The organism is Streptomyces sp. O3, assembly GCF_054788135.1.
The window spans coordinates 1-23,225 of the sequence record NZ_JBTVYK010000032.1 but is presented as its reverse complement, the minus strand read 5'-3'; the positions used below and the strand labels follow the sequence as shown (position 1 = coordinate 23,225).

Genomic DNA, 23,225 nt, shown 5'->3' with positions numbered 1-23,225 from the left:
GGGAGGAGCCAGACCGGGTTAGCACGGTCGCGAACGATCCGTGACTTCCATGGTGTACCCGAGAGCCTTCTCAGGCAAACCCACACGCCACAGCTTACGCCGAATGGTGGGCACCTATGCTCGGGCTCGTGGAAAACCACTCCCTGCCTCACTCACCGCCCTACTCGGCACCCCGCACAGCAGCGTTCTTCGACCTGGACAAGACGGTCATCGCGAAGTCGAGCACGCTCACCTTCGGCAAGTCCTTCTACCAAGGAGGACTGATCAACCGAAGGGCGGTGCTGCGTACCGCATACGCCCAGTTCGTGTTCCTCGCGGGCGGCGCCGACCACGACCAGATGGAGCGCATGCGCGAGTACCTCTCGGCGCTGTGCCGCGGCTGGAACGTCCAACAGGTCAAGGAGATCGTCGCCGAGACCCTGCACGACATCATCGACCCGATCATCTACGACGAGGCCGCGTCACTCATCGAGAGCCACCACACCGCCGGGCGCGATGTGGTGATCGTGTCGACCTCGGGCGCCGAGGTGGTCGAGCCGATCGGCGAACTCCTGGGCGCGGACCGCGTGGTGGCCACCCGCATGATCGTCGGCGACGACGGCTGCTTCACGGGCGAGGTGGAGTACTACGCGTACGGCCCGACCAAGGCCGAGGCGGTCAGGGAACTCGCCGCGTCCGAGGGGTACGACCTCGAGCGCTGCTACGCGTACAGCGACTCGGCCACCGATCTGCCGATGCTCGAGGCGGTCGGCCACCCGCACGCGGTCAACCCCGACCGCGCCCTGCGCCGCGAGGCGCTCACCCGAGACTGGCCGATTCTCGACTTCCACCGTCCGGTCCGCCTGAAGCAGCGCGTGCCGTCGCTGTCGGCCCCGTCCCGCCCGGCGCTGCTGACGGCCGCCGCCGTCGGCGCCGCCGCGGTCACCGCCGGCCTGGTGTGGTACACGAGCCGACGCCGGGCGGCGACGACCTGAGCGTGGGCCCCGGCCGCACACCCCCAGACCGACGCCCCGGTTCGCCCGTATTTGAACCTAAAAGTAAAGAACTCGGCCCAGGACTTTCGCTTCCTTCGGGACAGGAGTAGAAAGGAGTCAACGGCCCGCGAGACCAAGGACATCCGAGAGGAACACCTTTAACGCATTAACGGCCCCACGGACCGCGCATGGAAGCCGAGCACCCACGCGACGTCGACCCGTCGATTACGGGCCAGCCGCACCAGGCAACGGGCAAAGACCCCGACCTGATGGGCAACATATCGAGGACGCTTGGTAACTGGGTGGACATGCCAGCGGCGGTACCTCCACAGGTACCGCCGCAACCCTGTTCAGGGAAAATCCCGCGCGAGTCCCACGCGACCGCGCCGCTACGCCGCCCCGCGCTGCAGCGCCTCACAGACCGCCGTCGACTCCCTGGCGCCCAGCCCGACCGCCTTCCCGCAGTGCGCGATCCACGCCGCCACCCCCTCCGGCGTACCGGACGCGTAACCGTCGAGCGCCGCCACATAGGCCGCCCTCCCGAGCTCGGCGTATCCGGTCTCGGCCGGGCAGATGGACTTCGGATCGAGGCCGCTGCCGACCAGCACCACCCGCTCGGCCGCCCGTGCCACCAGTCCGTTGTACGAGCCGAAGGGCCGCAGCGCGAGCAGCTCCCCGTGCACCACCGCCGCCATCACCAGCGCCGGTGCCGGGCTGCCCGCGATCACCAGCCCGGACAGGCCCTCCAGGCGCCCCGCCACCTCGTCGGCGTCCGGCAGCGGAAGCTCGATCAGCGGCTCGTCGACCGGCTCGGCACCCTGCCTGGGCCGCCCCACGGTGTCGTCCTGCGCACCGGCCGCCACCAGGTGCAGCCGCGCCAGCACCCGCAGCGGCGACTGCCGCCAGATGGACAGCAGCTGCCCGGCCTCCGCGGTCAGCCGCAGCGCGGCGCCGACCGTACGGGCCTCGCCGTCGACGCTGAAGTCACTGCGCCTGCGCACCTCTTCGAGCGCCCAGTCGGCCCCGGACAGCGCGGCGGAACCCCGCGCGCCGCGCAGTGCGGCCTCGGAGGTGATCTCGTTGCTGCGGCGCCGCATGACCCGGTGCCCGTAGACCCGGTCCACGGCCTTGCGCACGGACTCCACGGACTCGGTCACGCCCGGCAGCGCGCTCAGTGCCGCGAGCGGGTCGGCTGTCGTACTCATAGGTACGACCCTACGCACCCAGCGCTCGCACCCCACGAAGGAGTGGTCTTCTTCACGTCGCCCAACCGCGTACAGCGACTACTCCACTACCCTTGGTGAACATGAAAATTGCTTTCGTCGGGAAGGGCGGCAGCGGCAAGACCACCCTGTCCTCGCTCTTCATCCGCCATCTCGCCGCCGCCGGATCACCGGTCATCGCGGTCGACGCCGACATCAACCAGCATCTGGGCGCCGCGCTCGGCCTGACCGACGACGAGGCCGCCGCGCTGCCCGCGATGGGCGCGCAACTGCCGCTGATCAAGGACTACCTGCGCGGAGGCAATCCGCGGATCGCCTCCGCCGAGACGATGATCAAGACAACGCCTCCCGGCGCGGGTTCGCGGCTGCTGCGGGTCCGCGAGGAGAACCCGGTGTACGCGGCCTGCGGGCGCGCCGTGGAACTCGACGGCGGCGCCGTGCGTTTGATGGTCACCGGCCCCTTCACCGAAGCCGATCTCGGTGTCGCCTGCTACCACTCCAAGGTCGGCGCGGTCGAGCTCTGCCTGAACCATCTGGTCGACGGCCGAGGCGAGTTCGTCGTCGTCGACATGACGGCGGGCTCGGACTCGTTCGCCTCCGGCATGTTCACCCGCTTCGACATGACCTTCCTGGTCGCCGAACCGACCCGTAAGGGCGTCTCCGTCTACCGCCAGTACAAGGAGTACGCCCGAGACTTCGGCGTCGCCCTCGCCGTCGTCGGCAACAAGGTCCAGGGCCAGGACGACATCGACTTCCTGCGTGCGGAGGTGGGAGACGATCTGCTGCTGACGGTCGGGCACTCCGACTGGGTGCGGGCGATGGAGAAGGGCCGCCCGCCGCGGTTCGAGCTGCTCGAACCGCGGAACCGCGAGGCCCTCGCGACCATGGCCGCCGCCGCGGACGCCTCGTACGAGCGGCGGGACTGGGAGCGCTACACCCGCCAGATGGTGCACTTCCACCTGAAGAACGCCGCGGGGTGGGGGAACGCGAAGACGGGCGCCGACCTGGCGGACCAGGTCGACCCCGACTTCGTCCTGCGCGAAGACGCCCCCACGGACACTCCCGCGAGTACGTCCGCGAGCACCTCCGCGGACACTCTGGCCGGTGCTAGCCCTTCCCCTCAGCTGACTTGACGCCCTCGGCGCCCGGCACGCCCTTGGGCGCCGGTGCGGGCTGGGCGGCCAGGTAGCCCGCCCAGCCCCGCTTCGGGGCCTCGCCCACGCCGAGTTCACGCAGCTTGGCCAGGACCCGCGGGTCCTGGGCGTCCAGCCAGTCTGCGAGCTGACGGAAGGACACACAGCGCACATCGCGCTTGGTGCAGACGCGTTCGATGGTCTCCTCGATGGCGCGCATATACGTGCCGCCGTTCCAGGACTCGAAGTGGTTGCCGATGATCAGCGGGGCGCGGTTGCCGTCGTAGGCGCGCTGGAAGCCCTGGAGCAGCCCGTCGCGCATCTGGTCACCCCAGTACTCGTGCTTGGCGGGGTCGCCCTGCGAGGTGCTGCCCGACTGGTTGACCATGAAGTTGTAGTCCATGGTCAGCGTCTCGAAGGCCCGGCCCGGTACCGGCACCAGCTGCATCGACAGATCCCACAGCCCGTTCTTCTTCTTGGGCCACAGCTGGTTGTTGACACCGCTGGTGTCGTAGCGGAAGCCGAGCTCGCGGGCCGCCTGCATGAAGTTCCGCTGCCCCTCCAGGCACGGCGTGCGGCCGCCGATCAGCTCCTGGTCGTAGTCGAAGGGGAGCGGCTCGGCCTTCTTGGTGCCGGTGTTGGACTTCCACTCCTTGACGAAGGCCTTGGCCTGGGCGATCTCGCTCTTCCAGTCCGCGACCGACCACTCGCCGACCCCGCCGCCCTTGCCGCAGAAGTGCCCGTTGAAGTGGGTGCCGATCTCGTTGCCCTCAAGCCAGGCGCCGCGCAGTTGCTCCACGGTGTCCTTGATGCCCTGGCGGTCATTGAAGCCGATGTCGGACCGGCCCGCCGAGTGCCGGGGCGGGTCGTAGAGCTCCTTCTTGTCCTCGGGCAGCATGTACACGCCGCTCAGGAAGTACGTCATGGTGGCGTCGTTGGCCTTGGCGACCTTGCGGAAGTACGAGAAGAGCTTCTGGCTGTCCTCGCCCGCCCCGTCCCAGGAGAAGACGACGAACTGCGGGGGCTTCTCGCCGGGCTTCAGCTTCTCGGGCTTGGCCAGGTTCGGCTGCGCGCCGGTGAAGGCCGTCGAGCCGTCTCCGATCAGTCGTACCGCGCTCTTCGGGGCGGGCGCGGGCTGCGCCTTCTTCGCGCCGCTGGGGCCGTTCGCGCCCTCGCCGGTACGTGACTCCCCGCCGCCCGCGCAGCCGGACAGAGCCACGGCGCACACCGCGACGGTGACACCCGCGACAAGCCTCTTGGTGGCGGCCATCATCCGCCCACCTCTTCCTTCGGGTCGGTTCCTGTCGACAGCGCGGCCAACGTCGCATGCCATAGCGGGGCAAAAGGTGCGACAAGCCGTAGAAATGGTCTATCCACTCTTCCGAGTGAAGAGTTACCCCATTTGCCCCGATACCCCTTCCCATCTCTTTACTCTCCATTACCATTCATTTACTGAGAGTTGAGAAACCACGTGAGTTGTGAGATGAGCTGAGACACCCGGAATACCGGAGGAGACGGGAAACATGTCCGCCTACGTCCCCACCCGCCCCCACAAGAGGTTCCGGATCGCGGGAGCCGATCTGTCCGCCTCGATCACCGTGTTCCTGATCGCGCTGCCGCTGTCCCTCGGCATCGCCCTGGCCACCGGCGCGCCGCTCCAGGCGGGCCTGGTCGCCGCCGCCGTCGGCGGTCTGGTGGCCGGCCGCCTCGGCGGCGCTCCCCTCCAGGTCAGCGGCCCCGCGGCCGGACTCACCGTGGTCACCGCCGACCTCATCCAGCAGTACGGCTGGCGTACGACCTGTGCCATCACCGTGCTCGCCGGTGTCACCCAACTTGCCCTGGCCTCCCTGCGGGTGGCCCGTTCCGCACTGGCCGTCAGCCCCGCGATCGTGCACGGCATGGTGGCCGGCATCGGCGTCACCATCGCCGTCGCACAACTGCACATCGTGCTGGGCGGCAGTCCGCACAGCTCCGTCGTCGACAACCTCCGCGAGCTTCCCGCCCAGTTGGCCGACCCCCATCCGGTCGCGCTGTCGATCAGCGCGCTGACCCTGCTGGTGCTGCTGGCCTGGCCGCGCCTGCCCGGAAGGGCCGGGCGGGCGGTACGGAAGATCCCGGCCCCGCTCGCCGCGGTGGCGGGGGCGACGGCGGTGGCCGCGGCGGCCGGGCTGAGCCTGGCGCGCGTCGAACTGCCGTCCTGGCAGAGCCATGCGCTGGCCGGGATGCCCGAAGGCCCGGCGCTCGGCCTGATCGCGGCGGTGCTCACCGTTACCCTCGTCAGCAGCATCACATCCCTGCTCTCCGCAGTGGCCGTGGACAAGCTGGCCACCGCGCGCAAAGGCCCGCCGACGCCACGCGCCAACCTCGACCGGGAACTGCGCGGCCAGGGCGCGGCGAACATCGTCTCCGGCGCGCTGGGCGGACTACCGGTCGCCGGTGTCCCGGTACGCAGCGTGGCAAACGTCCAAGCGGGGGGTGTGAGCCGCAACTCCACCATGCTGCACGGCCTCTGGATCGTGGTCGCCGCGCTGCTCCTGGTGCCCGCGCTCGACCTCATCCCGCTCGCGGCGCTGGCCGCGCTGGTGATGGCCATCGGCGTCCAGATGGTGTCCCTCACGCACATCCGGACCGTCACCCGGCACCGCGAAGTCATGGTCTACACGATCACCACAGCCGCTGTGGTCTTCCTGGGAGTGCTGGAAGGCGTGGCGATCGGCGTCGTGGTGGCCGTCGCCGTGGCGCTGCACCGACTGGCCCGCACCCGCATCACGTACACGGAGAAGAACGGCATCCACCAGGTGCGGGTACGCGGGCAGTTGACCTTCCTCGCGGTACCTCGCCTGAGCCGCTCGCTGCATCAGGTGCCACACGGCTCCGAGGCCGTGGTCGAGCTGGACGGCTCCTTCATGGATCACGCGGCGTACGAGACCCTGCAGGACTGGCAGGCGGCGCACATCGCGCACGGCGGCACTGTCGAGCTGACCGGACGCTCGGGCAGCCGCATCGCCGAGCCCGCGTCCGACTCCCACACCTGCTGCCGCCCCTGGACGCCCTGGCGCAACCACCGCTGCGACCGTCCCGCCGAGACGCCCCAGCACCGGCACCAACTGGCCAGCGGCATCGGCGCGTTCCAGCGCGACACCGCGCCCCTGGTCCGGCAGGAGCTGGCGCGGCTCGCCAGCGAGGGGCAACGGCCCTCGCAGCTGTTCCTCACCTGCGCCGACTCCCGGCTGGTCACCTCGATGATCACCTCAAGCGGCCCCGGAGACCTGTTCGTCGTGCGCAACGTGGGCAATCTCGTGCCGCTGCCCGGACAGGAGAGCGGGGACGACTCGGTAGCGGCCGCGATCGAGTACGCGGTGGAGGTACTGCGGGTGGAGTCGATCACCGTGTGCGGGCACTCCGGCTGCGGCGCCATGCAGGCGCTGCTGCACAGCGCTCCGGGAACGGACCGGACACCGGCTCCGGACACAGACCGGGCACCGGGTCCGAGCGCGGACCAGACACCGGGTCCGGACGCGGACCAGACACCGCTGCGCCGCTGGCTGCGGCATGGCGCGCCCAGTCTGGAGCGGATGGCGAACCGACACGACTCCTGGGCGTTGATCGCGGGGCGGGAACCGGCTGACGTGGTCGAACAGCTCTGCCTGACCAACGTGGTGCAGCAGCTGGAGCATCTGCGGTCGCATCCGGCGGTGGCGCGCGGCCTGGCCCAGGGCACACTCCAGCTGCACGGCATGTACTTCCATGTGGGCGAGGCCCAGGCGTATCTGCTCGCCGACTGCGACCGGCTCTTCGACCGGGTGGCGCCTACCGCGTTGGAGCGCGCGTGAACCGCCGCCCGCACCCGCCCGTGCCACCGTATGACGCCATCCGGCCGACACCTCACCCTCCACTCACCCCCGACACGCACAGGTCTAAACCAATTTCCGGCAAACCCTTGTCACCGGGGGCGCGGGTCTGATGAGGTGTGGTCTGGGACACAACGGACACCCTGGGAAAGGGAGATGTCGTGAGCAACGAAAGCCTGGCCAACCTGCTCAAGGAAGAGCGCAGGTTCGCGCCGCCCGCCGCGCTGGCCGAAGCCGCCAACGTCACGGCCCAGGCGTATGAACAGGCCAAGGCTGACCGGCTCGGTTTCTGGGCCGAGCAGGCGCGCCGACTGAGCTGGGCGAGCGAGCCGACCGAGACCCTCGACTGGTCGAATCCGCCGTTCGCCAAGTGGTTCGCCGACGGGAAGCTCAACGTCGCGTACAACTGCGTGGACCGCCATGTCGAAGCGGGCCACGGCGACCGGGTCGCCATCCACTTCGAGGGCGAGCCCGGCGACAGCCGCAGCATCACCTACGCCGCGCTCAAGGACGAGGTCAGCAAGGCGGCGAACGCGCTGACCGAACTGGGCGTGCAGAAGGGCGACCGGGTCGCCGTCTACCTGCCGATGATCCCCGAGGCCGCGGTGGCCATGCTGGCCTGCGCCCGCGTCGGCGCCGCGCACTCGGTCGTCTTCGGCGGCTTCTCGGCGGACGCCCTGGCCGCCCGTATCGAGGACGCCGACGCCAAGGTCGTCATCACCGCGGACGGCGGCTACCGGCGCGGTAAGCCCGCCGCGCTCAAGCCCGCCGTCGACGCCGCCGTCGAGCGCGTCGACCGCGTCCAGCACGTCGTGGTGGTACGCCGTACGGGCCAGGACATCGCCTGGAACGACGGCCGGGACGTGTGGTGGCACGAGATCACCGAGCGGCAGAGCCCCGAGCACACCCCCGAAGCCTTCGACGCCGAGCACCCGCTGTTCATCCTCTACACCTCGGGCACCACGGGTAAGCCGAAGGGCATCCTGCACACCTCCGGCGGCTACCTCACCCAGGTCGCGTACACCCACCACGCGGTGTTCGACCTCAAGCCGGAGACGGACGTCTACTGGTGCACCGCCGACGTCGGCTGGGTGACCGGGCACTCGTACATCGTCTACGGCCCGCTGGCCAACGGCGCGACCCAGGTGATGTACGAGGGCACCCCCGACACCCCGCACCAGGGACGCTTCTGGGAGATCGTCCAGAAGTACGGCGTCACGCTCCTCTACACCGCGCCCACGGCGATCCGTACGTTCATGAAGTGGGGCGACGACATCCCCGCGAAGTTCGACCTGTCCTCGCTCCGCGTCCTCGGGTCGGTCGGCGAGCCGATCAACCCCGAGGCCTGGATGTGGTATCGCAAGCACATCGGCGCCGACACCTGCCCGATCGTGGACACCTGGTGGCAGACCGAGACCGGCGCGATGATGATCTCGCCGCTGCCGGGCGTGACGGAGACCAAGCCCGGATCCGCCCAGCGCGCCCTGCCGGGCATCGCGGCGACCGTCGTCGACGACGAGGCGAACGAGGTGCCCGACGGAGGCGGCGGCTATCTGGTGCTCACCGAGCCGTGGCCGTCCATGCTGCGCACCATCTGGGGCGACGACCAGCGGTTCATCGACACCTACTGGTCCCGCTTCGAGGGCAGGTACTTCGCCGGAGACGGCGCCAAGAAGGACGACGACGGCGACATCTGGCTGCTCGGCCGGGTCGACGACGTGATGCTGGTGTCCGGCCACAACATCTCGACCACGGAAGTCGAGTCGGCCCTGGTCTCGCACCCCGCGGTGGCCGAGGCCGCCGTGGTCGGCGCCGCTGACGAGACCACCGGGCAGGCCATCGTCGCCTTCGTGATCCTGCGCGGCACGGCGGCCGCGGAGGCATCGGCCGCCGACGCGACAGGCACCGACGCGACAGGCGGCGACGCGACAGGCGGCGACGCGACAGGCCGCGGCCTCGTCAGCGAACTGCGCGACCATGTGGGCGCGACGCTCGGCCCGATCGCCAAGCCCAAGCGGATCCTGCCGGTCGCCGAACTGCCGAAGACCCGTTCCGGCAAGATCATGCGGCGGCTGCTGCGCGACGTGGCCGAGAACCGCGAGCTGGGTGACGTGACCACGCTCACCGATTCCTCGGTGATGGACCTGATCCAGACGAAACTGCCGAGCGCGGGCAGCGAGGACTGATCCCGACCGGCCTTCGGCAGACCCCGCAGGCGGGCACCCGGCAAGAAGCCGGGTGCCCGTTTCGCGCATAAGGTGATATTTGCCAGGTCAGTCCGAGCGCACACCCGGTAGGGTGGGGGCGCGTGAACAACGCAACAAGGGTTCGAAGAGTTGCTCCCCTGTTGTCTACGCGACAGATCCACAAGGTGTGCCGGGAAGTCTGGTCGGCAATGCAGCAAGCGAACCCGTTGCCGAACCGACCCGGAGGTCCCCACCCGTGGCCGCGCCCGCTTCCAGCAAGATCCCCAGCGACCAAGAGCAAGCACTCGGACGCCCCTCACTCCGCGAACGGAACTTCATCGCGGATCTCCTGCGCACCGAAACCGTCGGCGGCGTCCTGCTCCTCGTGGCCGCCATCGCCGCGCTGATCTGGGCGAACACCCCCCTGAGGGAGAGCTACGAAGCGGTCCGCGAGTTCCACATCGGCCCCAGCGCCCTCCACCTGGACCTGTCCATCCAGCACTGGGCGGCCGACGGCCTGCTCGCCATCTTCTTCTTCGTCGCCGGCGTCGAACTCAAGCGCGAGCTGGTCGCCGGAGACCTGCGTGACCCCAAGGCCGCCATCCTGCCGGTGGCCGCGGCCCTGTGCGGTATGGCCATCCCCGCCCTGGTCTACGTACTGACCAACCTGACCGGCGGCGGCTCCATGGACGGCTGGGCAGTCCCCACCGCCACCGACATCGCCTTCGCGCTCGCCGTACTCGCGGTCATCGGCACCTCGCTGCCGTCCTCACTGCGCGCCTTCCTGCTCACGCTTGCCGTCGTCGACGACCTCTTCGCGATCCTGATCATCGCGGTCTTCTTCAGTGACAAGCTGAACTTCGCGGCGCTCGCCGGCGCCGTCGTCGGCCTCGTCGTCTTCTGGCTGCTGCTCCGGAAGGGCGTACGCGGCTGGTACATCTACCTCCCGCTGGCCGCCGCCATCTGGGGCCTGATGTACAACAGCGGCGTGCACGCCACCATCGCCGGCGTCGCGATGGGCCTGATGCTGCGCTGCACCACGCGCGAGAGTGAGAAGGTCTCGCCCGGCGAGCACATCGAGCACCTGGTGCGCCCTCTGTCCGCGGGCTTCGCGGTGCCGATGTTCGCCCTGTTCTCGGCCGGTGTCACGGTCTCCGGACAGGCGCTGAGCGACGTCTTCACGCGGCCCGAGACCCTGGGCGTCGTCCTCGGTCTGTTCCTCGGCAAGATGTTCGGCATCTTCGGCGGTACGTGGCTCACCGTCCGGTTCACCAGGGCCCAGCTCAGCAAGGACCTGGCCTGGCCCGATGTGTTCGCGGTCGCGACCCTGGCCGGGATCGGCTTCACCGTGTCCCTGCTCATCGGCGAACTGGCCTTCAAGGGCAACGAGACGATGACCGAGGAGATCAAGGCGTCCGTCCTGGTGGGCTCGCTGGTCGCCGCCATCGCCGCCACCATCCTGCTGAAGGTCCGCAACTCCAAGTACCGCAAGCTGTGCGCGGACGAGGACCGGGACGAGGACGCCGACGGCATCCCGGACATCTACGAGATGGACAACCCCGACTATCACCTCCGGATGGCCGCGATCTACGAGAAGAAGGCCGCCGACCACCGCAAGCTCGCCGAAGCGCGAGCCCAAGGGAGCGCAGAGGGCCACAGTCCGGCATGATCTGATGCCAGATGTCGGCCACAGAAGAGAAGAGGGGACCGCGATGAGCGCAGCCGAAGGCGGAGACCGCAGCCTCGGACAGCTGGTATCCGCGGCGACCGACCAGCTGTCTGGTCTTGTCCACGACGAGATCGCGCTGGCCAAGGCCCAGCTCCGCAACGACGTCAAGCGGGCCGGTGTGGGCGGTGCCGCGTTCGTCGCGGCCATCGCGGTCCTGATCTTCTCGCTGCCGATGCTGAGCTTCGCGCTCGCCTACGGCATCCACGCCTGGAGCGGCTGGCATCTGTCGGTCTGCTTCCTGCTGTCCTTCGCGGGCAATGTGCTGGTGGCCGCGCTGCTCGGCCTGATCGGCGTGCTGTTCGCCAAGAAGGCCAAGCAGGGCCAGGGCCCGCAGAAGGCCGTCGCGTCGGCCAAGGAGACGGCCGCGGTCCTGGGGAACGTCAAGCCGCATCCCCGCGAGGTCACCGCTTCGACCAGCGACGAGCCCGCCGACAAGGCCCTGGAGGGGGCTCCTGTGGCACGCTCGTCCTCATGACGGACCCCGCCGCACCCTCCCCCGCACCGGCGCCCGCGTCGGCCGTACGGATCGACGGCCCCTGGACCCACCGGGACGTCGCCGCCAACGGCGCGCGCTTCCACATCGCCGAGGCGGGCGACGGGCCGCTGGTGCTGCTGCTGCACGGCTTCCCGCAGTTCTGGTGGACCTGGCGGCACCAGCTCACCGCGCTCGCCGACGCGGGCTTCCGCGCGGTGGCGATGGATCTGCGCGGTACGGGCGGCAGCGACCGCACACCGCGCGGCTACGACCCGGCCAACCTGGCGCTCGACATCACCGGGGTCGTCCGTTCCCTGGGCGAGCCGGACGCCGCGCTCGTCGGGCACGACCTCGGCGGCTACCTGGCGTGGACCGCGGCCGTGATGCGGCCCAAGCTGGTACGCCGCCTCGCCGTGTCCTCGATGCCGCATCCGCGGCGCTGGCGGGCCGCGATGCTGGCCGACGTCAAGCAGACCGCGGCGAGCTCGTACATCTGGGGCTTCCAGCGGCCCTGGCTGCCGGAGCGGCGGCTGGTCGCGGACGACGGGGCGCTGACCGGCCGTCTGATCCGGGACTGGTGGGGGCCGCGGCTGCCCGACGACGAGGCCGTGGCGGCCTATCAGCGGGCGATGTGCATCCCCTCGACGGCGCACTGCTCGATCGAGCCGTACCGGTGGCTGGTGCGCTCGATGGCACGGCCCGACGGCATCCAGTTCAACCGGCGGATGAAGCGGCCGGTACGGGTGCCGACCCTGCACCTGCACGGCTCGCTCGACCCGGTGATGCGCACCCGGAGCGCGGCCGGGTCCGGGGAGTACGTGGAGGCGCCGTATCGCTGGCGGCTGTTCGACGGTCTTGGGCACTTTCCGCACGAGGAGGACCCGGTGGCCTTCTCGACCGAGCTGGTCAACTGGCTGAAAGACCCCGAGCCTGACCGGTAGTGTGTGCGCGCCACTCGAACTGCCGTGTCTCGAACGGCCAATTGCCCGCCGCATAGGCCAATCGGGCGCTGTGGGCGCGGTTATCGACCATGGGGCACGGGCAGACGTCGGGGTATGGGCTGGACGCACGACTTCAGTGACGCGACACGCGATCGCCGCGACGCAGCACGCGATCGCCGCTCGGCCACCGCGGTGAACCATCCGCGCCCCAGGGGCGGCGCCTCGGGCCAGGCTCGGGCCCGTGGCCACGACCCGCGGAACCTGGGCATCCCACGCATCCTGCGCCGCAGGGCCCGCTGGGTCTCGGCGCGGCTACGCCACGCCCGCACCTGACCTACTCCGGGCCACCGGTCCGACGCCCTGGCGGCCCCAGCACGGCCACCACGCGGCGGCACTGGGGCCGCCGTGAAACGGTCGGACCCCCTGCTCACGGGGCCACCGGGCGACACCAGACCGCTGGGCGGCCACGCGCTCGCCGTGCGACACCGGACCGCACCGCCACGCGGTACCCGTCCCCGCGACGCGAGGGCGCTGGGCGCACGCGGGCTACGGGCGCCACCAGGCCGAGGTGCGGCACGCGGCGTAGCGCAGCACGCGGCCGGAGGGCAGCGTGCGATCGCCGGGTGACACGCGGGCACCGGGCGCACGCGATCGTCGTACGGCACCAGGCCGCCGGTACGGCACCCGTCGCCACGCGGACACCGGCCCGCCACGGGGACCGGCTCGCCGCGCGCCACGAGACCGCCCCTGCGCCACGAGACCACCCCTGCGGCGGAAGACCACCCCTGCGGCGGGAGACCGCCATGCGGCACCAGGCCGCAAGGCAGCACCCGATCGCCGTACGGCACAGCCCGTCATGCGGCACGGTCGCGACACGGCACCCAGGCGCCGTGGAGCGCCTGGCCTCCCTGCGGCGTGCGGCCGCCGGGCGATGGCCAGCCTCGGTGCGGCACGCGGGGAGGCGATGCGGCACCAGGCCCCCATACGGCGTGCGGCCGCCGGGGTGCCGGACCCCCGCCCCGGGCCGGGCGGGCGGCAACAGGTCGCCGCGCGGCACGTGGCCACGCGGGCGCGGCCTGTCGCCGCGGACGGCGCTCGGGGTTACCAGCGCGGGCACGTGGCCGCGGGCGGCCTGTCGCCGCGCGCGGCACCTTGCCGCAGACGGCACGTCACCGCAGACGGCACGTCACTGCAGACAGCACGTCACCGCAGACGGCACGTCGCCGCAAGCGGCGCTCGGGGTTACAGCGCGCAGCCCTGGGTGTCGACCTGCTGGGTCGCTGCGCGGCCCACTCTGATGTCCTCGGTGATCTCCTCGACGGTCAGCGCGTAGCCGGTGTCCGGGTCGTCCAGGGACTTCGCGAAGATCACGCCGTACACCTCGCCGTCCCGCGTGAGCAGCGGGCCGCCCGAGTTGCCCTGCCGCACGGTCGCGTAGAGCGAGTAGACGTCGCGGCGCACGGTGCCCCGGCGGTAGATGTCGGGTCCGTCGGGGTTGATCCGCCCGCGGACGCGGGCGGAGCGCACGTCGTACGGGCCGTTCTCGGGGAAGCCCGCGACGATGGCGTTGTCGCCGCTGACCGCGCTCTTGTCGGCGAACTTCAGCGGCGGCGCCTTCAGGTTCGGCACATCGATGACGGCGATGTCGCGCGCCCAGTCGTAGAGCACGACCTTGCCGTCATAGAGCTTGCCCTCGCCGCCGATCTGGACGACCGGCTCGTCGACGCCGCCGACCACGTGCGCGTTGGTCATCACCCGACGGTCGGCGAACACGAAGCCGGTGCCCTCCAGGGACTTGCCACAGCTCGGCGCCGTGCCGGTGACCTTGACGATGGAGCGCCGGGCGCGGGCGGCGACCTCGCTGTTCGCCAGCGCCGGGTCGGGGGGGCGGACCTCGGTGATGGGCTCGTTGGCGAACGGGCTGAAGACCTGCGGGAAGCCGTTGCGCGCGAGGATGGAGCTGAAGTCCGTGAACCAGGTGTCGGCCTGGTCGGGCAGCGCCCGGTCGACGCCCTGGAGCACCGTGGAGGCGCGTACCTCCTTGCTGACCGTCCGCAGCGTGGTCACGGCCAGCAGCGAGCCGATCAGCCAGGCGACCAGGAGCATCGCGACCACGTTGACCAGCGCGCCGCCCGTGGCGTCCAGGGCCCTGGCCGGGCTCCAGGTGATGTATCTGCGCAGCTTGTTGCCCAGGTGGGTGGTGAACGCCTGGCCGACGGAGGCACAGAGGATGACCACCGCGACCGCTCCGGCGGCAGCGGCGGTGCTCAGCTCGCGCGAGTCCGAGAAGGCGTCCCAGAGCACTGGCAGCACGTATACGGCGACCAGGCCACCGCCCAGGAACCCGATCACCGACAGGATGCCGACGACGAAGCCCTGGCGATAGCCCACGATCGCGAACCACACGGCGGCGACCAGCAACAGGATGTCCAGCACATTCACGGAGGCCACCCTGTCATGCGTGCCAGTCAAGCGGGACCTGCCGGGAGCGGTCCCAGGGCCGCTCCCAGCCCGAGAAGTGCAGAATGCGGTCGATCACCCCGGCCGTGAAACCCCAGACCAGAGCCGATCCGACCAGGAACGCGGGGCCCTCGTGACCTCGGGGGTGCACGGCGGTGACCCGGTGCGCGGGGTCCGTGAGTTCCGCCACGGGAACCGTGAAGACCCGCGCCGTCTCGCCCGGATCGACGACGCCGACCGGGCTGGGCTCCCGCCACCAGGCGAGCACGGGCGTCACCACGAAGCCGCTCACCGGGATATAGAGCCTGGGCAGCACGCCGAAGATCTGTACGCCCTTCGGGTCGAGCCCCGTCTCCTCCTCGGCCTCGCGCAGGGCCGCGCGCAACGGTCCCGTGGTGTGCGGGTCGCCGTCCTCGGGGTCTAGGGCGCCGCCGGGGAAGGAAGGCTGCCCGGCGTGCGAGCGCAGCGATCCGGCCCGCTCCATGAGCAGCAGCTCGGGGCCGCGGTCGCCTTCGCCGAAGAGGATCAGTACGGCGGACTGCCGCCCGGCTCCGCTCTCGGGCGGCAGGAAGCGGCTGAGCTGCCGGGGTTCGATGTCCTCGGCCGCGCTGGCCACGGGCTCCAGCCAGCCGGGCAGGCCCTCGCGGCTCACCGTGACCGTGACGGCCGTGTGTCCGTCCTGCCGCTCACTCGCGCGTGTCATCGCCGCCCCAGCGGCGGCGCGGGCTCGCCCGGATAGTCGGCGGGCGGCTTCAGTCGCTGGCCCGGATAGCCGCCCTTCTCGTACTTCAGCAGCTTTCTGGCCTTCTCAGGGTCCGTCTCGCCCTCACCGTACGAGGGGCAGAGCGGCGCGATCGGGCAGGCGCCGCAGGCGGGCTTGCGGGCGTGGCAGATGCGGCGGCCGTGGAAGATGACCCGGTGCGACAGCATCGTCCACTCGTTCTTCGGGAAGATGTCGCAGACCAGCGCCTCGATCTTCTCGGGATCCTCCTCGTCGGTCCACTTCCAGCGGCGCACCAGTCGCCCGAAGTGGGTGTCGACGGTGATGCCGGGGACGCCGTAGGCGTTGCCGAGGACGACGTTGGCGGTCTTGCGGCCCACGCCGGGCAGCTTGACCAGGTCCTCCAGGCGGCCGGGGACCTCGCCGCCGTGGCGGTCCCGCAGGGCGGCGGCCAGCCCCATGATCGACTTGGTCTTGGCGCGGAAGAAGCCGGTCGGCCGGATCAGCTCCTCGACCTCCTCCGGGTCGGCGGCCGCCAGGTCCTCGGGGGTCGGATACCTGGCGAAGAGGCCGGGCGTCGTCTGGTTCACCCGCAGGTCGGTGGTCTGGGCGGAGAGCACCGTGGCGACCAGGAGCTGGAAGGGGTCGTCGAAGTCCAGCTCCGGGTGGGCGTACGGGTAGACCTCGGCGAGTTCGCGGTTGATGCGGCGGGCGCGGCGGACGAGGGCGAGGCGCGACTCGGGTTTCGCAGCCTTGGCCGGGGCCTTGACCGGTGCCTTGGCCGATGCCTTGGCCGGGGCCTTCGTGGGTTTCCCCGTTCCCTCTGCAGCTGGCTTCACACCCCGCCCCCCTGTCCGTTTTGCAGCATTCTTTGACTCTATTGGAGCCTGTTCGCCCACAGCGGAATCGCGACGCTCCGCCACCTTTCCCGCCCCCTTGGCCTGTGCTCTCACCGGCGTATTGGACACTCGGCCAGCCTAAGCCCGACCACCGACATCCGCCCCGGACCCCGGAGAACAGACCCCGATCGGCCCCCCTGTCTCACGGCATGCGACACCAGTACGGCATCCTTGTGACTGATCACACTGTTTGGACCGTCCGGCAAGATAGGGATCACAGTCCCTTGATGCAGGTCGATAGGAGAGAACTCGTGGACGACGTTCTGCGGCGCGCCCCGCTCTTCGCGGCGCTCGATGACGAGCAGGCCGCGGAGCTCCGCGCCTCCATGAGTGAGGTGACGCTCGCACGCAGCGAAGCGCTGTTTCACGAGGGCGACCCAGGAGACCGCCTGTACGTGGTCACCGAGGGCAAGGTGAAGCTCCACCGCACATCCCCCGACGGCCGCGAGAACATGCTCGCCGTCCTCGGCCCCGGCGAGCTCATCGGTGAGCTGTCGCTGTTCGACCCCGGCCCGCGCACCGCCACCGCCAGCGCCCTCACCGAGGTCAAGCTGCTCGGCCTCGGCCACGGCGACCTGCAGCCCTGGCTGAACGTCCGCCCGGAGGTCGCCACGGCCCTGCTGCGCGCCGTCGCCCGACGCCTGCGCCGTACCAACGACCAGATGTCCGACCTGGTCTTCTCCGATGTCCCCGGCCGCGTCGCGCGCGCCCTGCTCGACCTGTCGCGCCGCTTCGGCGTGCAGTCGGAGGAGGGCATCCACGTGGTGCACGACCTCACGCAGGAGGAGCTCGCCCAGCTGGTCGGCGCCTCGCGCGAGACGGTAAACAAGGCACTGGCCGACTTCGCGGGCCGCGGCTGGCTGCGCCTGGAGGCGCGCGCCGTGATCCTGCTGGACGTCGAGCGGCTCGCCAAGCGCTCGCGCTGACAGCGCCCGCCCAGCCGCTCCTACCGCCCCTACGGGGAGGGCCCGCCCGCCGGGTGGGCCCTCCCCGTAGCGCGTACCGGGCGGGCCCGTAGCGCGTACCCGGCGGGCCCCGTAGCGCGTACCGCGCGCCCCGGCGTCAGTTCTTGCGGGTGCCGTCCACGATCAGCGGGCTGCCGTCACCGCCGCCGCACGGCACGGCGTAGACCGGGTTCTGCTTCGCGGCCTGCTTGAACGCGTCGATGCACTCGTTCATCAGGACCTTGTCGGTGAGCGAGTCGTTCAGGATCTTGTTGGCCTTGGCGATGCCTTCGGCCTCGATCTTGCGCCGCTTGGCCTCTTCGGCTGCCGTACGGCTCGCCTCGGTGGCCCGCTCGGTGGCCTCGCGCTGCTGGATCTTGCGGTCGATCTGGTCCTGCAGCTTCTGGGACGGCTTCACATTGCGCAGGTTGACGGTCGTCACGTCGATGCCGCGCGGCGCCAGCCGCTTCTTGACCGAGCTGGCGATCTCGGCGTTGATCTTCTCGCGCGCCGAGCTGTAGCCCTCCACGCTGGTGTACCGGGCGAAGACGTTCCGGACGATCTCCCGACTGTCGGGGAAGACCAGCCGCTGCTGGATGGACTGCTCGTTGCCCGCGAGCCGGTACAGCTCCACCGCCTTGGCCGGGGACACCGCCCACTTCACCGTGACCTCCGCCTTCATCACGCCCCCCTGCGACGAGCGGACCTCGATCACGTCCTTGCCGGACAGGTTGAGGTCCACCGGGCGGGTGGAGAACGCCGTGACGTTGGTGAACGGCGACTTCAGGTTCATCCCCGGAGTCATCGGCTCGCCGACCTTGCCGAAGGTCACCGGCACCCCGACCTCGTACGCGCTCACCACGTGCACACAGCTGGCTATGCCGAAGAACGCACCGGCGACCAGCGACGCCACCGAGCCGATCTTCACCCCGGTGATGTCCGGGCGGGCCTTGGCGACGAACCATGCCACCACGGCACCGACGACAAGCAGGATGGACAGGACAAACACGTGCACTCCCCCAGGGAAACCGTAAGAAGCCGCAGGCCAGCGGCTGATGTATACGGAGCGTAAAGGATCGCGAGGGGGGTGCGGTACGAGCGGGTCAGGCAGCCAAACGAGCCCGGACATGTCCGGACCCCGGCAGTCAGATCAGGCCACGCCCGGCCGGACCGGGCCGGGCCGCGCCCACAGCCCGGAACACGCCGCGCCGGAGCACGCCGCGTCAGATCAGGCCGTGCTCGCCCAGATAGTCCAACTGCGCCCGCACCGACAGCTCCGCCGCGGGCCACAGCGAACGGTCCACGTCCGCGTACACATGCGCCACGACCTCGCGCGCCGTGCGGTACCCGTCCTCGACGGCCGTCTCGACCTGGGCGAGGCGGTTCGCCCGGTGCGCCAGGTAGAACTCGACCGCGCCCTGGGCGTCGTCCAGTACCGGCCCGTGCCCCGGCAGCACCGTACGCACCCCGTCGTCCACGGTCAGCGAGCGCAGGCGGCGCAGGGAGTCCAGATAGTCGCCGAGGCGGCCGTCCGGGTGCGCCACCATCGTCGTACCGCGCCCCAGGATGGTGTCCCCCGTCAGTACGGCCTGGTCGGCGGGCAGATGGAAGCAGAGCGAGTCGGCGGTGTGCCCCGGCGTGGGGACCACCCGCAGCTCCACGCCGCCCGTCTCGACGACGTCGCCCGCCGTCAGGCCCTCGTCGCCGAGCCGCAGCGCCGGGTCGAGGGCGCGGACCTTGCCGCGGGTCAGCTCGGCGAAGCGGGCCGCGCCCTCGGCGTGGTCCGGGTGGCCGTGGGTGAGCAGGGTCAGCGCGATCCGCTTGCCCGCCTTCTCGGCGGTCTCGATCACCCTCCGCAGATGGCCGTCGTCCAGCGGGCCCGGATCGATGACCACCGCGAGCTCGGAGTCCGGCTCGGCGACGATCCAGGTGTTGGTGCCGTCCAGGGTCATCGCGGACGGGTTCGGGGCCAGGACGTTGACCGCTCGCGCGGTGGCGGGCCCCGAGCGGACCTCGCCGCGCGGCTGTCCGGGCAGTGCGGCCGCATCGGTCACCGGGGGCCTCCCGCCGCGGGGATGTGCTTGGTGAACTCCGTGTGCCCCGGCCAGCTGAGCACGACCTCGTCGCCCTCCATACGGGCCTGGGCCAGTACGGGGGTGAGGTCGCGGTCCGCCGCGGCGGCCAGCGCGTCGGCGGCGGTGGCGTACGGGATCAGCTGGCGCAGGGTCGCGATCGTCGGCGGCATCATCAGCAGCTCGCCCCGGTCGTACCCCGCGGTGGCGTCCCGCGGGGCGGTCCACACCGTACGGTCCGCCTCCGTGGACGCGTTGCGCGTGCGCTGGCCCGCCGGGAGCGCGGCCACGAAGAACCAGGTGTCGTAACGCTTCGGCTCGAACTCCGGGGTGATCCAGCGCGCCCAGGCGCCCAGCAGGTCGCTGCGCAGCACCAGGCCGCGGCGGTCCAGGAACTCGGCGAACGAGAGCTCACGCGCGACGAGGGCCGCGCGGTCGGCCTCCCAGTCGGCGCCCGTGGTGTCCGAGACGACCGTGTCGGCGGTCGGGCCCGCGAGCAGCACGCCCGCCTCCTCGTACGTCTCCCGCACCGCCGCGCAGACGACGGCCTGCGCCTCGGTGTCCGTGACGCCGAGGCGCGCGGCCCAGGTGCTCAGCGCGGGTCCCGCCCAGCCGACGTGGTGGTCGTCGTCGCGCGGGTCGACGCCGCCGCCCGGATAGGCGTACGCGCCTCCGGCGAAGGCCATGGAGGCGCGCCTGCGCAGCATATGGACGGCGGGCCCGGCCGCCGCGGTGTCCCGCAGCAGCATGACCGTGGCCGCGCGCTTGGGGGGCGCGGGCCGAAGTGTGCCGTTCGCCAGCGCGCGGATGCGGTCGGGCCACTCCGGTGGGTACCACTGACCATTCGCCATGGGCGGAGGCTATCCGGTGGCACGTGGATGTTCGAGAGGCGACCACCGCCTGTCCCGTCAGCCCTCGGCCCGCCCTTGACCGGCCCTCGGCCCGCCCTCAGCCAACGGGCCAACCCTCAGCCAGCTGGTCAGCCCTCAGCCAACGGGCCAACCCTCAGTCAGCTGGTCAGCCCTCGGTCAGTCCGCGTCAGCCTGAGTCAGCCCTCGGTCAGCTCGACCTGGATCTCGACCTCGACCGGCGAGTCCAGCGGGAGCACCGCCACCCCCACCGCGCTGCGCGCGTGCACGCCCTTGTCGCCCAGCACCTCGCCCAGGAGCTCGCTGGTGCCGTTGATGACCGCCGGCTGGCCGCCGAAGTCCGGGGCCGACGCGACGAAGCCGACGACCTTCACGACACGGGCGATCCGGTCCAGGTCACCGACGACCGACTTGACCGCCGCCAGCGCGTTCAGCCCGCAGGTGCGGGCCAGCTCCTTGGCCTCGTCGGGCGTGACCTCCGCGCCGACCTTGCCGGTGACCGGCAGCTTGCCCTCCACCATCGGGAGCTGGCCCGAGGTGTACACGTACGCACCGGACCGCACGGCGGGCTGGTACGCGGCGAGCGGCGGGACGACCTCCGGCAGCGTCAGCCCGAGCGAGGCGAGCTTCTCCTCGACCGCGCTCACGCCTGCTTCTCCCGCTTCAGGTAGGCCACGAGCTGCTCGGGGTTGTTCGGTCCGGGAACGACCTGGACGAGCTCCCAGCCGTCCTCGCCCCAGGTGTCCAGAATCTGCTTCGTCGCGTGGACGAGAAGCGGCACAGTTGCGTATTCCCATTTAGCTTGGCACGGTGTGGCCATGATCAGTCCCGAGGTAGTAACCGGCATGAACTTGCACGTTGCAGCATACGGACGACAGTCATACGGCAGGGAGAACGGCAGCGAAGCGAGTCCAGCCGCGCAGCGGAGCGCCAACTACTCTCGCTTTGAGACCTTCGCCGCAGAAGCCGCCCGAGACGGCCGAGAGGCCAAGTGGTGCGGGCACTTCGAGGATGTAGGTATATCGGCTTACAGCGGAACGGAGCGACCCGAGTTTGAGCGGCTGATCCATGAGTGCCGCATGGGCCGCGTCAACGTGATCATCGTCTACAACATCAGCCGCCTGTCGCGCCTGGAACCGACCGACGCGCTTGGCGTCGTCAACGAGCTGTTGGGCCTCGGTGTAACGATCATCAGCACGAGCGACGGCGTGTTCCGCCAGGGAAACATCATGGATCTGATCCACCTGATTTTCCGGCTCGACGGCGCGCACCAGGAGAGCAAGAACAAGAGCACCGCCGTACGCGACGCCGTGAAGCAGGCGCGGGCCCTTGGAGGGTACGTGGGCGGCAAGGCCCCGTACGGCCGGAAGCTGCGGCAAGTGACTCGACACAACGCCGACGGCAAACCAATCGCCATTCAGCTACTCGACACGGACGCCGACCAGGCCAAGGTGATCCAGCGGGTGTGGTGGATCATCCGCAAGCACAAGGCGCGGACCCACACTGCCAAGCCGACCGGCATGCATGTGCCCGGTTCCCTCGGGAGTATCGTCCGGGAACTCAACGAAACTGGCGTGGCGACGCAGGGAACCGACCGAGGGAAGAAGACAGCCGGGGGCGCGTGGTACATCAAGACGCTAGCCGCCATGCTCCGCCATCCACAGTTGGCCGGTTTCGCCACGGACCCAATCTACGAGCCCCAGAAGAAGGACCCTTCCAAGCTACGGGTAGTCGGACACCGCATCCGGCGGGACGACAACGGGGCCCCGGTTCAGGCATGGGAACCGATCCTCACACCGGGCGACTGGTTCGAGTTGCAGGAGTGGCTAGACAGCCGCCCGAAGCGGAAGTTCGAGAACCGGACCACGGCGCTACTCACCAGCATGGAAGTCCTGTACTGCGAGTGCGGACGGTCCAAGAGCGCCAACAACGCGGCCAGGCCGGTCGGTGGTAGTTACTTCTGCTCCCGGCCATCCGGAACCAAGCCCAAGCCGGGTGAGCATGAGGGGGGTTCGTACATCAGCCGCGCGGGTGTTGATGACCTCGTTGCCCGCCGCATCTTCGCTCTGATCTCGACGGCTGAGGAAGACCCCGAGACAGCCGGCATCATGGTCGCGGCAGCGCAACTGTTCGGAAAAGCCGCAGAGAGCCCCGAGAGAGCACAGGACCGGCGCACAGTGGTTCAGGAACGGGCCGACGCTGCGCGGGCGCTGGAACAGCTCTACGACGACGCAGACCTGTACCGGGGTGACGAGATCGGCCGGACGCGCTGGCGTAAGGACGTGAAGGCGCAGCAGGAACGACTAGCGGCGTGCGATGCCCGCATGGCCGAACTTGGGGAAGCTGAAGTTCCCGTTCTACCCATCGCCGAATGGCTGGCGCAAGACGACGACGCGACCGGCGACCCGATCGGCCCCGGTACCTGGTGGGCGAAAGCCTCGCTCAACGACCGGCGCGCATTGGTGAAGCTGTTCATCGAGCGCATCGAGATCCGCAAGGCACGGCCGGACGAAAAGAGCCGAGGAAACAAGGCTGAAGCGGTAGTTGAGCCTCGGGTCACCATTACGTGGTCCAAGCCGCAGCCGAGAGGCAACCGGACGGTCGCCTGAGCACGCGAGGGGCACATGGACCTTCACGCTCGCCCCTGAGCCCGCCAAAGCCACGCTGACGGTTACTGAGGTTGAACTCGTGATGTCGGTGGGTTGTTCAGGTGGGTCTGATGGTCAGGCTGGTCTCGGCGAGGCAGCC

Annotated in this window: 20 protein-coding genes; 10 read left to right on the top strand and 10 right to left on the bottom strand. The window is 70.3% G+C overall.

Going from position 1 to position 23,225, the window contains the following annotated elements:
* Positions 1-116 precede the first annotated feature (116 nt).
* Positions 117-974 (top strand): HAD family hydrolase, encoded by an 858-nt coding sequence (locus tag ACX6XY_RS17620; RefSeq protein WP_460331566.1) that lies wholly within the window; start codon positions 117-119, stop codon positions 972-974.
* A gap of 389 nt (positions 975-1,363) precedes the next feature.
* Here ACX6XY_RS17620 and ACX6XY_RS17615 read toward each other — a convergent pair whose 3' ends face one another.
* A complete protein-coding gene (locus ACX6XY_RS17615) occupies positions 1,364-2,179 on the bottom strand; it encodes a Fic family protein (protein WP_460331564.1) in 816 nt (271 codons plus the stop codon).
* Positions 2,180-2,280: 101 nt separating this feature from the next.
* Here ACX6XY_RS17615 and ACX6XY_RS17610 point away from each other — a divergent pair, with 101 nt between their 5' ends.
* On the top strand, positions 2,281-3,330 hold the full coding sequence (locus tag ACX6XY_RS17610) for an ATP-binding protein (protein ID WP_460331562.1): 1,050 nt from the start codon (positions 2,281-2,283) through the stop codon (positions 3,328-3,330).
* Here the strand turns inward: ACX6XY_RS17610 and ACX6XY_RS17605 are convergent.
* The gene (locus ACX6XY_RS17605; protein WP_460331560.1) at positions 3,305-4,600 is read right to left on the bottom strand and encodes a polysaccharide deacetylase family protein; all 1,296 of its coding nucleotides are present in this window, start codon (positions 4,598-4,600) and stop codon (positions 3,305-3,307) included. The genes ACX6XY_RS17610 and ACX6XY_RS17605 overlap by 26 nt on opposite strands.
* 253 nt (positions 4,601-4,853) lie before the next feature.
* On the opposite strand from ACX6XY_RS17605, the gene ACX6XY_RS17600 reads away from it, so the two are divergent.
* The 6 genes from ACX6XY_RS17600 (at position 4,854) to ACX6XY_RS17575 (ending at position 12,845) form a co-directional block, all read left to right on the top strand.
* Entirely contained in the window at positions 4,854-7,163 is a 2,310-nt protein-coding gene (locus ACX6XY_RS17600; protein ID WP_460331558.1) for a bifunctional SulP family inorganic anion transporter/carbonic anhydrase, read from the top strand.
* A 137-nt stretch (positions 7,164-7,300) separates the two neighbouring features.
* Positions 7,301-9,367, top strand: a complete 2,067-nt coding sequence (gene acs, locus ACX6XY_RS17595) for an acetate--CoA ligase (protein WP_460331556.1) — start codon at positions 7,301-7,303, stop codon at positions 9,365-9,367.
* 256 nt (positions 9,368-9,623) lie between these two features.
* The gene (gene nhaA / locus ACX6XY_RS17590) at positions 9,624-11,036 is read left to right on the top strand and encodes a Na+/H+ antiporter NhaA (protein WP_460331555.1); all 1,413 of its coding nucleotides are present in this window, start codon (positions 9,624-9,626) and stop codon (positions 11,034-11,036) included.
* 43 nt (positions 11,037-11,079) lie between these two features.
* Entirely contained in the window at positions 11,080-11,571 is a 492-nt protein-coding gene (locus ACX6XY_RS17585) for a phage holin family protein (protein WP_460331553.1), read from the top strand.
* Positions 11,568-12,512 (top strand): alpha/beta fold hydrolase, encoded by a 945-nt coding sequence (locus ACX6XY_RS17580; RefSeq protein WP_460331551.1) that lies wholly within the window; start codon positions 11,568-11,570, stop codon positions 12,510-12,512. The genes ACX6XY_RS17585 and ACX6XY_RS17580 overlap by 4 nt, the downstream gene beginning before the upstream one ends.
* Before the next feature lie 114 nt (positions 12,513-12,626).
* Positions 12,627-12,845, top strand: a complete 219-nt coding sequence (locus tag ACX6XY_RS17575; protein WP_460331549.1) for a hypothetical protein — start codon at positions 12,627-12,629, stop codon at positions 12,843-12,845.
* 909 nt (positions 12,846-13,754) lie between these two features.
* On the opposite strand, the gene ACX6XY_RS17570 is transcribed toward ACX6XY_RS17575, so the two are convergent.
* Genes ACX6XY_RS17570 through nth form a run of 3 tightly spaced genes read right to left on the bottom strand, consistent with a single transcriptional unit; the run spans position 13,755 to position 16,532 of the window.
* A complete protein-coding gene (locus tag ACX6XY_RS17570; protein ID WP_460331547.1) occupies positions 13,755-14,954 on the bottom strand; it encodes a MarP family serine protease in 1,200 nt (399 codons plus the stop codon).
* A 13-nt stretch (positions 14,955-14,967) separates the two neighbouring features.
* The gene (locus ACX6XY_RS17565) at positions 14,968-15,675 is read right to left on the bottom strand and encodes an NUDIX hydrolase (protein ID WP_460331545.1); all 708 of its coding nucleotides are present in this window, start codon (positions 15,673-15,675) and stop codon (positions 14,968-14,970) included.
* Positions 15,672-16,532: an endonuclease III gene (nth, locus tag ACX6XY_RS17560; protein ID WP_460331543.1), complete on the bottom strand. Its 861-nt coding sequence runs from the start codon at positions 16,530-16,532 to the stop codon at positions 15,672-15,674. Before nth ends, ACX6XY_RS17565 begins: the two co-directional genes overlap by 4 nt.
* A 311-nt stretch (positions 16,533-16,843) precedes the next feature.
* Here nth and ACX6XY_RS17555 point away from each other — a divergent pair, with 311 nt between their 5' ends.
* A complete protein-coding gene (locus tag ACX6XY_RS17555; RefSeq protein WP_411056989.1) occupies positions 16,844-17,518 on the top strand; it encodes a Crp/Fnr family transcriptional regulator in 675 nt (224 codons plus the stop codon).
* Positions 17,519-17,654: 136 nt separating this feature from the next.
* On the opposite strand, the gene ACX6XY_RS17550 is transcribed toward ACX6XY_RS17555, so the two are convergent.
* The 5 genes from ACX6XY_RS17550 to ACX6XY_RS17530 all read right to left on the bottom strand — a co-directional run bounded on the left by ACX6XY_RS17550 (position 17,655) and on the right by ACX6XY_RS17530 (position 21,297).
* Positions 17,655-18,545 (bottom strand): prohibitin family protein, encoded by an 891-nt coding sequence (locus ACX6XY_RS17550; RefSeq protein WP_460331541.1) that lies wholly within the window; start codon positions 18,543-18,545, stop codon positions 17,655-17,657.
* A 214-nt stretch (positions 18,546-18,759) separates the two neighbouring features.
* Complete coding sequence (locus ACX6XY_RS17545; RefSeq protein WP_460331539.1) at positions 18,760-19,590, bottom strand: MBL fold metallo-hydrolase; 831 nt, start codon at positions 19,588-19,590, stop codon at positions 18,760-18,762.
* Complete coding sequence (locus ACX6XY_RS17540) at positions 19,587-20,459, bottom strand: NUDIX hydrolase (RefSeq protein ID WP_460331538.1); 873 nt, start codon at positions 20,457-20,459, stop codon at positions 19,587-19,589. Before ACX6XY_RS17540 ends, ACX6XY_RS17545 begins: the two co-directional genes overlap by 4 nt.
* Before the next feature lie 197 nt (positions 20,460-20,656).
* The gene (locus tag ACX6XY_RS17535) at positions 20,657-21,124 is read right to left on the bottom strand and encodes a RidA family protein (RefSeq protein ID WP_460331536.1); all 468 of its coding nucleotides are present in this window, start codon (positions 21,122-21,124) and stop codon (positions 20,657-20,659) included.
* Positions 21,121-21,297: a DUF4177 domain-containing protein gene (locus tag ACX6XY_RS17530; protein WP_460331534.1), complete on the bottom strand. Its 177-nt coding sequence runs from the start codon at positions 21,295-21,297 to the stop codon at positions 21,121-21,123. Before ACX6XY_RS17530 ends, ACX6XY_RS17535 begins: the two co-directional genes overlap by 4 nt.
* Here ACX6XY_RS17530 and ACX6XY_RS17525 point away from each other — a divergent pair.
* Positions 21,296-23,086, top strand: a complete 1,791-nt coding sequence (locus ACX6XY_RS17525; protein ID WP_460331532.1) for a recombinase family protein — start codon at positions 21,296-21,298, stop codon at positions 23,084-23,086. The two genes, ACX6XY_RS17530 and ACX6XY_RS17525, sit on opposite strands and share 2 nt — an antisense overlap.
* Positions 23,087-23,225 lie beyond the last annotated feature (139 nt).